The organism is Pseudonocardia charpentierae (genome assembly GCF_031845345.1).
Taxonomy (GTDB): Bacteria; Actinomycetota; Actinomycetes; order Mycobacteriales; family Pseudonocardiaceae; genus Pseudonocardia; species Pseudonocardia charpentierae.
Window position 1 is genome coordinate 376,061 of sequence record NZ_JAVREJ010000001.1, and the last position, 13,247, is coordinate 389,307.

A 13,247-nucleotide genomic window follows, 5' to 3' on the forward strand; every position below is an offset into this window, starting at 1 on the left:
TGGTGATATTCCCCGCCGCGCTCCTGCCTAGACTCGGCTGATGGCGAGCGCCCGTGATCGCGTCCTCGACGCCTACGAGACGCTCCTCATCGAGACGGGCCCCGGCGCCGCCACGCTCGACGCCGTGGCCGCTGCCGCGAACGTGTCCAAGGGCGGCCTGCTGTACCACTTCGCGTCGAAGGACGCGCTGGCCGCGGGCTTGCTGGCCCGGCTGCGGGAGCGCAGCGCGTCCGACGCCGACGCGATCCGTGCCGCCGACGGGGCCACGGCCTACTACTTGCGCACCTCCGCGCCCGGCGGCGGCATCCCCGGCGGTCTGACCCGCACCTACCTCGCGGCGCTGCGGGTGGCCGAGCACGCGCGTGACGCCACGGCCGTCCGCGACGCGCTGGCCGCCGTCGACGCCGACGCCCTCGGCGCGTTGCGCGACCGGCTCGGCGACCCGGTGCTCGCCTGGATGGTCCAGCTCGTCGGCGACGGGCTCTACCTGCGCACGCTCATCGGCACCCCGCTGCCCGAGGGCCTGTCCGTGGACGACCTGCTCGCCCGGCTCCGTCCCCAGCTACCGGCCGAGAGCTGAGCCGTTAGGGACGCAGGGCGACGGCGATCGGGACGGGGTCGTACGGCCACCACGCCGCCTCGACCACAAAGCGGGCGAACAGCCATGCGACTACCCGGTCGGCGTCGACGCCGGCCAGTGCGGCCATCCGCCGCGCGAACCCGCGCGGGTCGGCGGTGAGCCGGAGCGGATCGTTCAGCAGGTGCTGCACCACGTCGTAGGCGGGATCGCCGACGTAGGGCTTCGGGTCGATGACGAGCCACGGCTCCCGGCGGGCGGCGAGCACGTTCTCCGCGTGCAGGTCCGTGGCCAGGAGGACCCGGTCGGTCGCGTCCCGCGGTAGGTCGCCGAACAGCGCGAGCCCGTCGCGGACGAGCCCGTGATCGAGGTGGCCGATCTCGGGCTGCGCCTGCTCGATCCAGGCGTCGCACATCACGTGCAGCGGGCGGAACGGGTGGCCGGCGCCGGGGTCGACCCACAGCCGCCGCAAGAGCCCGGCGAGTACCCGGTCCTGCTCCGGACCGTCCAGCAGGGACAGCGGTGTGCCGGGCGTCGCCGGCTCCAGCAGCAGGGCCGACGTCTCTCCCGCCGCGAAGGCGTCGAGCAGCCGCACGGCGCCGTGCCCGTCCCAGACCCGCAGCCCGGCCGCCTCGTCACGGGCCTCGTCGTGCACCCAGCCGGCCTTGAGCACGACGCCCCCGTGGCCCGCGCTCACGGCCGGCGCGACCCACGAGCACTCCCCGCCCGGCTCGAACGGTGGCCCGAGCTCCAGCGACCACCGCCGCGCCAGGCCCGCGACGAGGTCCGGGAGCGCGGCGAGCCACCCGCCCCGGTCGGCGGAGTGCGCGGCCAGGCGGGCCGGGATCGGGAACGCCGCCACGCGCGGACGTCAGCGGCTCGGGGACACCGACGACATGTTCAGCTCCGGCACGCGCATCGGGGGCATCGCCACCCGGGTGAACCAGTCCTTCCACTCCCGCGGCAGGGTCCGCTCGGTGGCACCGATCTCGGTCGCCTGTCGCACGACGTCCAGGGGCGAGTGGTTGAACCGGAAGTTGTGGTCGACCTCGGCCACCACCTCGCCGTTCTCCACCAGGTAGACGCCGTCGCGGGTGAGGCCGGTGAGCAACAGCGTGGCGGGGTCGACCTCGCGGATGTACCAAAGACAGGTCAGCAGGAGACCGCGTCTCGTGCGGGAGACCATATCGGCCAGCGACGCCGTCGATCCGCCCGTGAGCAGCAGGTTGTCGCCGGGAGGGGCGAACTCCGTGCCGAAGTCGGCAGCCTCGGGCCGGCTGTAGGCCAGCTCGCCCACCGCACCGCCGCGGAGCCACTCGACGCGCCTCGCGGGCGCTCCGTTGTCGAACACGCTGACCCCGTCGCCCGAGTGCAGGGCGGTGACGAACGGCGCGTACTCGAGCCCGGCCGCGGACGGGTCGCTCGCCAGGGTCAGCGGGTGGTCCGTGAGCCGCTCCCCGACGCGCGGCCCGTCCGGCCCGGCGAAGGCGCTGCGGCCCTCCTGCGCCGGCCGCCCACCCATCGACCAGGCGAGCATGAGCAGGAAGTCCGACACCGCGGACGGCGGCAGGAGCGTCTCGTAGCGACCGGCCGGCAGGCTCACCCGGCGGCGGCCCCACCCGAGCCGGGCGGTGGCGTCCGCCGCGAGCGCGACGACGTCGACGTCGGTGAAGTCGGTGGTCGACATGCCCGTCCACGCCGAGCCGTCGAGATCCGGGGTCTTGACGTTGAGCTCGATCGAGCCCGTCGGCTGCACCCACCGCCTGCGCACGCCCGTCGACGTGCCGAGCCAGACGGTGGTGAGGTCGTGGGAGGCGAAGCCGTAGTGGCGCTGTGGGCCGTCCAGGACGTCGGCGAGGCCCGTGACCAGCCGGTCGAACACCCCGATCGACGTCTCGGCGGGGCCGTCCGACCACGCCGGGTCGTCCCCGCCGGGTTCCGGGAGCAGCGCGACGTCGCGCGCCGGCCCGGCTTCACGGGCGGCGTGGCGGGCCGCCGCGACCAGGTCGTCGACCGCCGCGGGACCCGACGGAGGAGCCCCGGAGCTGACGACCCCGACGGCGGTTCCACCCTCGACGACCTCCAGGGCGACCACCGCGACCTCCTGCGCGGTGATGTGGCCGTTCGTGGTCATCGTGGAGTTGGCCCAGCGCAGCACGGCCTCACTCGTCTGCGTGACGACAACGGCACGCCCGGCCCCGACCGGGCCGGCCAGGGCCCGCTCGACGATCTCCTGTGGTCGCACCGGCACTACGCCTCCGCACGGGTGTTGAGCACGTTGACCTGCCGGAACAGTGCGGAGGGGCAGCCGTGGCCGACCGCCGCGCTCTGTCCCGGCTGCGCCTTGCCGCAGTTCATCGCCCCGAACAACCGCCACGTCGACGGGCCGCCGAGCCCGTCGAGCGATCCCCAGAAGTCGGTGGTGAGGGCCTGGTAGGCCACGTCGCGCAGCTGCCCGGCGAGCCTTCCGTCCCGGATGCGGAAGAACCGCTGGCCGGTGAACTGGAAGTTCGCCCGCTGCATGTCGATCGACCACGACCGGTCGCCCACGACGTAGATCCCGTCGTCCACGTCGGCGATCAGGTCGTCCGTCGCGCGGTCGACCGCCCGGTCCGGCTGCAGCGACACGTTCGCCATCCGCTGCAGCGGCACCCGGTGCGGGGAGTCGGCGAAGGCGCAGCCGTTGCTGCGGTCCAGGCCGAGGCGTGGGGCGAACGTGCGGTCGAGCTGGTAGCCGACCAGGATCCCGTCGCGCACCAGGTCCCACTCGCCGGTCGCGACCCCGTCGTCGTCGTAGCCGACCGTCGCCAGCCCGTGCGGGACGGTGCGATCGCCGGTGACGTGCATGAGCGGCGAGCCGTAGCGCAGGGCGCCGAGCAGGTCCGGCGTGGCGAAGCTGGTGCCCGCGTACGCGGCCTCGTACCCGATGGCCCGGTCGTACTCGGTGGCGTGTCCCACCGACTCGTGGATGGTCAGCCACAGGTTGGACGGGTCGATCACCAGGTCGTACCGGCCGGGCTCGACGGACGGGGCGATGGCCTTCTCAGCCAGCCACTCGGGCAGCCGGGCGAGCTCGTCGTCCCAGTCCCACCCGGTACCGGTCAGGTACTCCCAGCCGCGGGCGGCGGGCGGGGCGAGCGAGCTCATGGTCTCGAACCCGCCGCCGTGGTGGTCGACGGTGGTGACGGCGATCGACGGGGCCGTCCGGACCCGCTGCTGCAGCGTCGAGGTACCGGCCAGGTCGGCGTAGAACTTGTTCTCCCGCACCACCGCGAGCCCGGCCTCGACGTGGTCCACCGCAGGAGCGGCGAGCAGGCGCCGGGACCAGTCGGTCAGCACCGCGACCTTCTCGCCCGTCGGGACCGTCAGCGGGTCGATCGTGTAATCCGAACACCATTCGACCCCGCCGTGCACGGGCTCGGCGGCCCGCTCGACCCGCTCGCGGGCGAGCGGAGCCAGCGCCCGGGCCACGCCGACGGCCCGTTCCGCGGTCGCCGCGGCCCGTTCCGGCGTGAGATCCACGTGCGAGGCGAAGCCCCACGTGCCGTCGACGACCACCCGCACCGCGAGCCCCTCGACGGTGGAATCGACGACCCCCGTCACGCCGGCGTCGCGCAGCTCGACCGACTGCGACACGATCCGCTCGACCCGGACGTCGGCGTGTTCGGCGCCCAGCTCGCGGGCCCGGCTCAACGCGGCGTCCGCGAGCCGCGCGAGGGGCAGCGCACGGAAGGCAGGGTCGATCCTGGCTGGGTCGATCCTGCCCGGCTCGATCCTGCCCGGCTCGATCCGCTCGGTCATGACGGCACGCTAACCGGTTCTACGGACCGGGACCGAAGAGCCGTCCGAGCAACCCCGGCCACTCCGCCCGCACGCTGCCGGTGACCGGACCCGCCGCCGCGACGCCGGGCACCGGGTCCGTGTGCACGGCCCCGTCGGGACCGATCCGGAACACACGCTCTGCAACGCCGTCGGCGTCGAGGTCGGTGTGCACGAGCAGGTCCGCGCCGTCGGCTGTGAGCTCGGTGGTGAGCAGCGTGTCGGGCACACCGTCGCCGTCGGTGTCGACCGCCGGCTCGACGTCCACGTCGACTCCCGCGTTCTCGTCCGGGACGGCGTCCGGTCCCCGTAGTCGCGTCGATCGGTTGTCGTCCATTCTCTTCACCCTCCTGCGGCGAGTGCCTGTAGCTCCGTGTCGATCAGGTCGAGACGACACGCCACGAGCTCGTCCAGCTCCGCGGCCGCGACACGTTCGACGTCGATCAGCCGCCGGGCGAGCTCCGTGTCCAGTTCGGACTGCACGGCCATGACGACGTCGTCGGCCCATCGCCGCAGGCGTGCCCGGTCCGCCGCCGTCCGGTGGGCGCGCGCCGCCGTGGCCAGCAGGGCGAGAGCGATCCCGAGCGCCGACGGCAGCAGCGCGCGGCCCCCGAGTGCAGGCAGCCCGACCGCCGGGAGCACGGCTGCAGGTACCAGCGCCAGCCGCCAGGTTCCTCCCGTCACGCCGGCGAGCAGCGCTCGGGCGGCACTCGGCGGCGGATCCGGCCCGGGCAGGGTGATCGACGGGCGGCGGGCCAGCACCGTCACGACAGGCTCGAGGGCGCCCGCAGGCCCCGGCAGGGTTCCCGGAACACAGCGGGGAGCGGCGAGGCGGCGGAGTCCCGGGAGCACTGCCGTGATCCATCCCGCGACGACCCGGTCCACCAGGGCGCCCACAGCGGCCGCGGCGAGCGCCGGCACGGCGGCCCGCCCCGCCCGGTTCGCGTGGGCGACGTGGTGGCGCAGCTCGCGACCGAGCGACGCCAGCGCCGCCGCGAGCTCTGTGGACGCCGTCAGCCGGGAGGCCGTCAGGCTGTGGCGCAGCTCGACCCGGTGACCGCCGAGCAGCAGCGCCCGCACGGCCCGCAGCTCGGCGCGACGCGACCGGACGGCGTCGGCGTAGCGGTCCGGCGCGGCTCGGCGAGGCAGGGGAAATCCGGGCACAAGGGCGATCGTGGCGGCAGAAAGGGCGTCCGCGGGGCGAAACGGAACAACCGTGTGCAATCGCGAAGGCCGCAGGTTCCACACGCCCGTGCGAGCAACCGGAATGGAGGCCGGGCGTCTGACGGACGTCGGAAAAGATCACGGTCTGCACCGGGAGGAGGGACCGAGCGCACGGGCGGGTGGTGTCCCCATCAGCCCGCATCTGCCCCCGCACGTGGGTCGTTGCCCCGACGGAGTGGACCTGCATGGAGGTTGAGTGAGCGCCATATCACCCCCCCGACCGGTTGTTCCGGCCCTGCTGCCGGATGGCCCGGGGTACGCCGCAGCGCGGCGCATGCTGCGCCGCCGCCCACGTCCGCGCCCCCAGCCGCGGCGGTCGGCGTTCCCGGCGGTCAGCGTCGTCGTGCCGACCCGCAACGAGGCGCGCAACCTCGAGGTCGTCCTGCCCGCGATCGCCGCGGTCCGCCCTGCCGTGCACGAGATCATCGTGGTCGACGGCCACTCGTCCGACGACTCGATCGGCGCCGCCCGGCGCACCCTGCCCTGGGTACGGGCGATCACCCAGACCCGCAAGGGCAAAGGCAACGCCATGGCCTGCGGCTTCGCCGCCGCCACCGGCGACGTCATCGTCATGTTCGACGCCGACGGCTCCGCCGACCCCACCGAGATCCCCGCCTTCGTCAACGCCCTCGTCGCCGGCGCCGACTTCGCCAAAGGCTCCCGATTCGCCCCCGGCGGCGGCAGCGACGACATCACCCTGCTCCGCCGCAGCGGCAACGCCGGCCTCAACGGCGTCGCCAACGCCCTGTTCGGCACCAGCTACACCGACCTCTGCTACGGCTACAACGCCTTCTGGGCCGACCTGCTCCCCCTCCTCGACCTCCCCGACCCCGCCGCCCCCGCACCCACCGACGGCATGCTCTGGGGCGACGGCTTCGAAATCGAGACCGTCCTCAACTGCCGCATCGCCGCCGCCGGACTCCGCATCACCGAAGTCCCCTCCGTCGAACGCCAACGGATCTTCGGAGAGACCAACCTGCGGACCTTCGCGGACGGCACCCGGGTGCTGCGTACCCTTCTTTCCGAGCACCGGCGGGCCGACCGCCGGAAGGCGGCCCGCTCGGGGCACTGATCCGTGCGGGTCCCCGCAGCCGTATCCCGAGGAGGACCCCGCACGTGACCAGCCCGGCCCCCGTCCTGCCGCGGGCGACCGTCGTGATCTGCGTCTACACCGAGAAGCGGTGGGACGACATCGTCGCGGCCGTCGGATCCGTGGCGGCGCAGGACGTCCGTGCCGCCGAGGTGCTCGTGGTCGTCGACCACAACCCCGCCCTGCTTGAGCGCGCCCGCGCAGAGTTCGGCGCCGGATCCGACGGGCATGTTCGGGTGCTGGCCAACGCGCACCGGCAGGGCCTGTCCGGAGCACGCAACACCGCCGTCGCGGCCGCCTCCGGTGACGTGGTGGTCTTCCTCGACGACGACGCCGCGGCCCGACCGGGCTGGCTGCGCGCGCTGCTCACGCCGTACGCCGACCCGGATGTCGTCGCCGTCGGCGGCGTGGCGCACCCGCGGTTCCCCGACACGCGCCCCGGTCTGCTGCCCACCGGGGGAAGCAGCGCCGACGCGACCGGCGAGCTCGACTGGGTCGTCGGCTGCACCTACACCGGCCAGCCCACCGAGCGTGCCGAGGTGCGCAACCTGATGGGCTGCAACATGTCGGTGCGCCGCGAGGTGTTCGCCCGGGTCGGGGGCTTCGCCGAGGACCTCGGCCGGATCGGGCGCAATCCGTTGGGCTGCGAGGAGACCGAGCTCTGCATCCGGATCCGGCAGACCTACCGGCGGATGGGCCGCGATGCGCGCGTCGTGTTCGAACCCGCCGCGCAGGTCGACCACCGGGTGAGCGGGGATCGGGTGCGGTGGGCGTACCTGCGGCGGCGTAGCTGGTCGGAGGGGTTGTCGAAGGCCGCGGTGTCGCGGCTGGTCGGCAGCGACGACGCCCTGTCCACCGAGCGCGCCTACGTGGCGACGGTCCTCCCCGGAGCGGTCGCCCGCGAGCTGCGGGCGGGACGGCCTACTTCGGCGCTGGCGATCGTGACGGCGCTGACCGCGACCGCTGCGGGGTACCTGCGCGGACGGCTGCCCGGAGCGACGGCGGCGGTGCGGCTGCCGGCAGCGGACGGCGCGCCGACCGCGCTCGCGACGAACCGGACCGGCGGTGTCTGAGCAGGTGTCGGTGGACCAGCAGGCAGGCGCGAGCACGGCGTCCGACGAGGCCGGCACCCACCGGCGCATCACCAGCTTCGTCCAACAGCGGAACCGGCTGACCGAGGGGCAGACGCACGCCTGGGATCGGCTCTGGACGGCGTTCGGCCTCGACGTCGCCGACGTCGTCTCCGGTCTGGTGCCCTACGACCCGCCCGCCTGGTTCGGGCGTCGCGCCCCGCTGGTGCTGGAGATCGGCTCGGGCACCGGCGAGTCGACCGCTCTGCAAGCCGCTGCAGCGCCGGAGGTCGACCACCTCGCCGTCGAGGTCTTCGAGCCGGGACTGGCCCAGCTGCTGATGCGCATCGACGAGGCCGGCCTGACGAACCTGCGGCTGCTCCGCGGCGACGCCGTCGACCTGCTGCGCGAGCGCGTGCCGCCCGGTTCACTGACCGAGGTGCGGATCTTCTTCCCCGATCCGTGGCCGAAACGGCGGCACCACAAGCGTCGCCTCGTGCAGCCCGCCTTCGTCACGCTCGTCGCGTCCCGCCTGGCTCCCGGCGGCGTGCTGCACCTCGCGACGGACTGGGCCCACTACGCCGCTCAGATGCGGGCGGTGTGTTCGGGCGAGCCGCTGCTGGAGAACACCTCCACCGCCGCCGACGGCTGGACCCCCCAGCCGGCGGGACGCCCGGAGACCAAGTTTGAGCGTCGAGCGCTGGCGGAGGGCCGTGACGTGCGGGATCTCGTGTTCCGGCGGATCTCCGCTCCGCACCCGCAGCCCCCGAACTGACGGCGGGACTACGCTTTCCGGCATGGCCCTCCCCACCCCCGCGGCATGACCGCTGACGTTTCCGCGCGGCCGGACCGTGTGCTGCTGGTCTGGGACGCCCCCAACATGGACATGAGCCTCGGCTCGCTGCTGGGGGCGCGTCCGACGTCGGCGTTCCGGCCACGGTTCGACGCCGTCGGCCGCTGGTTGCTGGACGTCGCCGGACCGGACGCGGTCGCCGAGGCGTGCGTGTTCACCAACGTCGTGCCCGGCAGCACCGAGGTGGTGCGGCCATGGGTGGAGGCACTGCGCAACGTCGGCTTCGCGGTCTTCGCCAAGCCGAAGGTCACCGACGACAGCGACGTCGACGACGACATGCTCGCCCACATCGACCTGCGCGCGACCGAGGGCGGGCTGTCGCACGTCGTCGTGGCGTCGGGCGACGGACGGGCGTTCCGGCAGCCGCTCGAGACGCTCGTCGCCAAGGGCACGTGCGTGACGGTCATCGGGTTCCGCGAGTACGCGAACTTCGCGCTGGCCTCCGAGGTGATCGAGTTCCTCGACCTGGAGGAGATCGACGGAGTGTTCCGCGAGCCGTTGCCGCGGATGACGCTCGAGACCCTGCCGGACGTGGGGGCCTGGCTGCCGCCGTTCCGCTCGCTGCGGTCGTTGCTTGAGCCCCGGCGGTGACGACCACGCGGTACACCGCGCCGGTGGTGTTGCCGTGCGACCCCGCCTGCTCGGTGCTCCGCAACGGTGCCGTCGACGTCGCCGACGGCCGGATCACCTGGGTGGGGCCCGTCGCGGAGGCTCCGCCCCTTGCCGGTCCGGTCCGCGAACTGCCCGGGGTGCTCATGCCCGGGCTAGTCAACACCCACTGCCACACACCGATGCTGCTGCTGCGCGGGATGGGCGGCGACCTGCCGCTGCTGCGCTGGCTGCACGAGGTCATGTGGCCTGCCGAGGGCCGGCTGACGGCGTCGGACGTGCGGACCGGCATGACGTCGGGCTGCATCGAGCTGCTGCGCACGGGCACGACCACGAGCGTCGAGATGTACTTCTTCACCGACGCGGTGGTCGACGCCGTACTGGCGGTCGGCTCCCGGGTGCTGCTGACGCCCGGTGTGATCGCCGCGCCCGGCTGGGACCGGCTCGGCAGCTGGCAGGCCATGCGCAACGGCATCTCCCGTCGCATCGACCGTGACGGTCTGCGCTACGGCCCGGGCGAGCGGGTGGAGCTGGGGTACGGGCCGCACGCGGCGTACACGCTGCCGACCGAGGCGCTGCAGTCGGTCGCCGAGCACGCCCGCGAGCGAGGGGCGCTGCTGCACATCCACCTGGCCGAGACCGTGGAGGAGGACGCTGCGCTGCGCGCCGAGCACGGCTCGGTGGCCGCGCTGCTGGATCGGCTGGGCGTGTTCGGTGGGCGCGTTCTCGCCGCACACGGCGTGCAGCTGTCCGACTCCGACATCGGGCTGCTGGCCGCACGCGGGGCCGCGGTGGCGCACTGCCCGGGGTCGAACGCGAAGCTCGCCGCGGGCGTCGCCCGCGTGTCCGCGCTGCGCAGGGCGGGGGTCCGGGTGGGGCTGGGGACGGACGGCCCGGCGTCGGGCGACGACCTCGACCTCTGGAACCAGGCCCGGCTCGCCGGCCTCTTCGCGCGGGTGACCACCGGCGACGCGGCGGCGCTGACGGCCCGCGAGCTGCTACTGATGGCCACGCGCGACGGTGCGGCAGCCATCGGCCGCGACGACCTCGGCGCCCTGGAACCGGGCCGCTGGGCGGACCTCGTGCACGTCGACCTGGCCGACCCCGCGTTCGTCGACCCCGCCGACGACGCCCAGCTGCTGTCGAACCTGGTGTGGGCGGGCGGCGCACGGCTGGTGCGCGACGTCTGGGTGGCGGGGGACCAGGTGCTGTCCGACGGCGACCCGACCCGGGTCGACCGCGCCGCCGCCACCCGCGACCTCCGCGAGATCGCCGCCCGCCTCCACGCCTGACCCGCGAGTCGGCACGTTCGTCAGCGCGAGTCCGCGTGTTCGTCAGCGCGAGTCGGCACGTTCACCGGCGCGAGTCGGCACATTCGCCAGCGCGAGTCGGCACATTCACCGGCGCGAATCCGCGTGTTCGGCAGGAAGACCCGATTCGGCGACTCTCACCGCGTACGGCGTTCGCGATGCCGGCGGGGCCGCAGCGCACCCGGCGTCCGACCGCGTATGTCCACACCTCGGGCGATGAACGCCTCGTCGAGCTCCTTCTCGAGGCGGGAGCCCGCCTGTAGATCGTCCGTGTCGGCGTCGACCATGCGCCACCCTCGCCGCTTCAGGTCGCCACGCCGCTCGTCGTCGGCCTCTTCCTTGTCGACGTGCGCGGCGTAACCGTTGTACTCAAGGCCGATCTTCAGTTCTCGCCAGCCGAGGTCCAGGCGGTACAGCTCGCGGCCATCGATGTCGAGAACCGGCAGGTTCGCCTCCGGAATCGGGAACCCCAGGTCGACGACGCGCCAGAGAAGCCAACTCTCCGGTGGAGATTCGGCACGGCCGGTCGCCAGGTCGATCAAACGAGTTCCAATGCGGGTGCCGCGCGGATCGGGCCTCGTCGCAATCAGATCGCGGATCCGGCGACGCATGCGCTCGCGGTCCGGCGGCGCCGCGCGGGCGAGCGCTTCGTCGAGTAGAGCGAGTGCACTCCACGGTGCGGTGGTGCAGGCGAGATCGGCGAGGACGCGATCGATGCCGAGGACCGGGAGCCCGAACTGCACCTCCCGATCCACGTCGAGAAAAGCGCCGTTGTGCACGACGATCCCCGGCCGTGATCGCTTACGCGTCTCGTACGGCACCACGACATGCACGGGAGTCGGTGCGACTGCTGTCAGTCCGTGCAGGAAAGCCGCAGATCCTCCGGTCACGAGCGCCTGAGGTCCAATCGCGAGCCGGGCGGCGCTGACGATCGTCAGCGGTTCGGCGGCGCGGCGCGCGTCCACGACGACCCCGCGCCACGGCGACAGGACCTCGCCGTGGGCGAGGGCGCTGTCCACGCCATGACGACCGAACAGTTGAACAGCCTCGCTGCGGAGGCAGGCACCGTGAAGGCCCGGGAGGTGAATTGGCATGTGCTGCACGCTTGCCCAGTCGCACGTCACGCGGAGCCGTTCGAGACAATCTGTGGACAGCCTCTGAGAATGGGGACAACTCAGTCCGCGTTCCTGCTCATTCGGCCTGACGAACGTGCCGACTCGCGCTGACGAACACGCGGACTCGCGGGCAGCTGAGCGGCCGCGGTCGGGCGCACCTTGAGGCGATCGCGGTGGAGTGCCCGGGCTCAGGGACCGAGGACCGCGTCCAGGTGGGGGTTGGCGAAGCGGCGGTCCGGGTCGAGGCGGTCGCGGACCCGCCGGAAGTCCGATGCACGGGCATACGCCGCGTCGACGTCCGGCGCCGTCCAGTCGTGCCGGGTCGCCCAGTGCGGCCGTCCACCCACGTCGCCCAGCACCGAGGAAACGAGGCTGAACAACGGCTCCGGATCCGTGCCGTTCCGCACCCGCACCGCCACCCACGCCGTGTCGCGACCGAATGCCGGGTGCAGCCATCCCGTCTCGGCCGCCCCGACTCGCACCAACACGGGCATCCGGGGCACGAGGCCGCGGGCCGCGGTCGCAGCGTCGAGCTCCCGCAGCGCACGGCCGAGGGCCTCCCGCGGCAGGGCCCATTCACTCACCTCGGCCCGCACCGGCCGTTCCGCGACGAGCACCCTGTGCGCGGGCCCGACCGTCGAGCCGCTCCACCGGCTCGCGGAGCGCCGCAAAGCGGGCGCCAGGCGCGGAACCACACGACTGAGCGCGTGCGCCGACCCGACGGCCGCGGCCGAGCCCACCGCGACGGCCCGCCCTGCGACGCCACGTTCCTCCACCGGCTCCGCCTCGACCGGGTCGGCCCACCGCGCCAGGGCGGTCCCGTCGGGGAAGACCTCGAGTTCGGTCCAGTCGTGCACTTCGAGGAAGCCGTCGTCGAGCAGTGCGACGAGCGGACGCAGCTCCTCACCCGCAGAGAGCGTCCGCTCGGGGACGACGTCGAGGTCCACCTCGGTCAGCACGCCGAGCGCGCCCAGGCCCACCCGCACCGCGTCCAGGTCCGGTCCGTCGATCCGGTGCAGCTCGCCACGTCCGTCGACCAGCCGGACGGCTCTGACGAGCGACGACAGCGAGCCGATCCGGGCTCCGCTGCCGTGCGTCCCGGTGCTGACCGCACCGCCGACGGTGACGCCGTCGCCGCGAGGGACGACGTCGAGCGACAGGTCGTGCCGGGCCAGCTCGGCCAGCAGGTCGTGCAGCTTCTCCCCCGCCCGCACCCGCACCCGCTGCGCGTCGGACGCGACGATGCCGGTCAACGCGGACGTGTCGAGCGCGACGTCGTCGGACACCGCGACAGGGCTCCACGACCAGCGCGCCCCGACCGGACGGATGCGCTGCCCCCGCCCCGCCGCACGACGGACAGCCGCGACGACGCCCGCCTCGTCGAGCGGGCGGTCGGTCGCCCGCGGCCGGCTCTGCAGGCCTCCGGACCAGTTGGTCCACACGGGTCGAGAGCCTAGGCGGCTCGAGGCTGCAGGGCAGCCCGCGCCCACCGTGGCGCGACGTTCGACATCGCACATTCGCGCGCCAGGGTGTACCGACTCGCGCGTACCAACCCGCGGACTCGCGCTGACGAACGTGCC

Annotated in this window: 13 protein-coding genes; 6 read left to right on the forward strand and 7 right to left on the reverse strand. The window is 73.6% G+C overall.

What is annotated here, in order from left to right; translation table 11 throughout:
- Window positions 1-40 precede the first annotated feature (40 nt).
- Window positions 41-580 (forward strand): TetR family transcriptional regulator, encoded by a 540-nt coding sequence (locus RM445_RS01785; protein WP_311554149.1) that lies wholly within the window; start codon window positions 41-43, stop codon window positions 578-580.
- A gap of 4 nt (window positions 581-584) precedes the next feature.
- Here RM445_RS01785 and RM445_RS01790 read toward each other — a convergent pair whose 3' ends face one another.
- The 5 genes from RM445_RS01790 to RM445_RS01810 are packed head-to-tail and all read right to left on the reverse strand — an operon-like array spanning window position 585 to window position 5,560.
- Window positions 585-1,439: an aminoglycoside phosphotransferase family protein gene (locus tag RM445_RS01790; RefSeq protein WP_311554150.1), complete on the reverse strand. Its 855-nt coding sequence runs from the start codon at window positions 1,437-1,439 to the stop codon at window positions 585-587.
- A gap of 9 nt (window positions 1,440-1,448) precedes the next feature.
- Window positions 1,449-2,828 (reverse strand): metallopeptidase TldD-related protein, encoded by a 1,380-nt coding sequence (locus RM445_RS01795; RefSeq protein ID WP_311554151.1) that lies wholly within the window; start codon window positions 2,826-2,828, stop codon window positions 1,449-1,451.
- On the reverse strand, window positions 2,828-4,378 hold the full coding sequence (locus tag RM445_RS01800; RefSeq protein ID WP_311554152.1) for a TldD/PmbA family protein: 1,551 nt from the start codon (window positions 4,376-4,378) through the stop codon (window positions 2,828-2,830). Before RM445_RS01800 ends, RM445_RS01795 begins: the two co-directional genes overlap by 1 nt.
- 19 nt (window positions 4,379-4,397) lie before the next feature.
- Entirely contained in the window at window positions 4,398-4,733 is a 336-nt protein-coding gene (locus RM445_RS01805) for a hypothetical protein (protein ID WP_311554153.1), read from the reverse strand.
- A gap of 5 nt (window positions 4,734-4,738) precedes the next feature.
- Complete coding sequence (locus tag RM445_RS01810; RefSeq protein ID WP_311554154.1) at window positions 4,739-5,560, reverse strand: hypothetical protein; 822 nt, start codon at window positions 5,558-5,560, stop codon at window positions 4,739-4,741.
- A gap of 256 nt (window positions 5,561-5,816) precedes the next feature.
- Here RM445_RS01810 and RM445_RS01815 point away from each other — a divergent pair, with 256 nt between their 5' ends.
- Genes RM445_RS01815 through RM445_RS01835 form a run of 5 tightly spaced genes read left to right on the forward strand, consistent with a single transcriptional unit; the run spans window position 5,817 to window position 10,534 of the window.
- Entirely contained in the window at window positions 5,817-6,692 is an 876-nt protein-coding gene (locus tag RM445_RS01815) for a glycosyltransferase family 2 protein (protein ID WP_311554155.1), read from the forward strand.
- A gap of 44 nt (window positions 6,693-6,736) precedes the next feature.
- Complete coding sequence (locus tag RM445_RS01820; protein ID WP_311554157.1) at window positions 6,737-7,783, forward strand: glycosyltransferase family 2 protein; 1,047 nt, start codon at window positions 6,737-6,739, stop codon at window positions 7,781-7,783.
- 10 nt (window positions 7,784-7,793) lie between these two features.
- Window positions 7,794-8,555 carry a tRNA (guanosine(46)-N7)-methyltransferase TrmB gene (trmB, locus tag RM445_RS01825; protein WP_311554387.1) on the forward strand — a complete coding sequence of 254 codons (762 nt, stop codon included), beginning with the start codon at window positions 7,794-7,796 and terminating at the stop codon, window positions 8,553-8,555.
- Between the two features lie 45 nt (window positions 8,556-8,600).
- The gene (locus RM445_RS01830; RefSeq protein WP_311554158.1) at window positions 8,601-9,224 is read left to right on the forward strand and encodes an NYN domain-containing protein; all 624 of its coding nucleotides are present in this window, start codon (window positions 8,601-8,603) and stop codon (window positions 9,222-9,224) included.
- Entirely contained in the window at window positions 9,221-10,534 is a 1,314-nt protein-coding gene (locus RM445_RS01835) for an amidohydrolase family protein (RefSeq protein WP_311554159.1), read from the forward strand. Before RM445_RS01830 ends, RM445_RS01835 begins: the two co-directional genes overlap by 4 nt.
- A 155-nt stretch (window positions 10,535-10,689) precedes the next feature.
- Here RM445_RS01835 and RM445_RS01840 read toward each other — a convergent pair whose 3' ends face one another.
- Window positions 10,690-11,571, reverse strand: a complete 882-nt coding sequence (locus tag RM445_RS01840; protein WP_311554160.1) for a hypothetical protein — start codon at window positions 11,569-11,571, stop codon at window positions 10,690-10,692.
- Window positions 11,572-11,855: 284 nt separating this feature from the next.
- Window positions 11,856-13,109 carry a D-arabinono-1,4-lactone oxidase gene (locus tag RM445_RS01845; RefSeq protein WP_311554161.1) on the reverse strand — a complete coding sequence of 418 codons (1,254 nt, stop codon included), beginning with the start codon at window positions 13,107-13,109 and terminating at the stop codon, window positions 11,856-11,858.
- Between the last annotated feature and the right edge of the window lie 138 nt (window positions 13,110-13,247).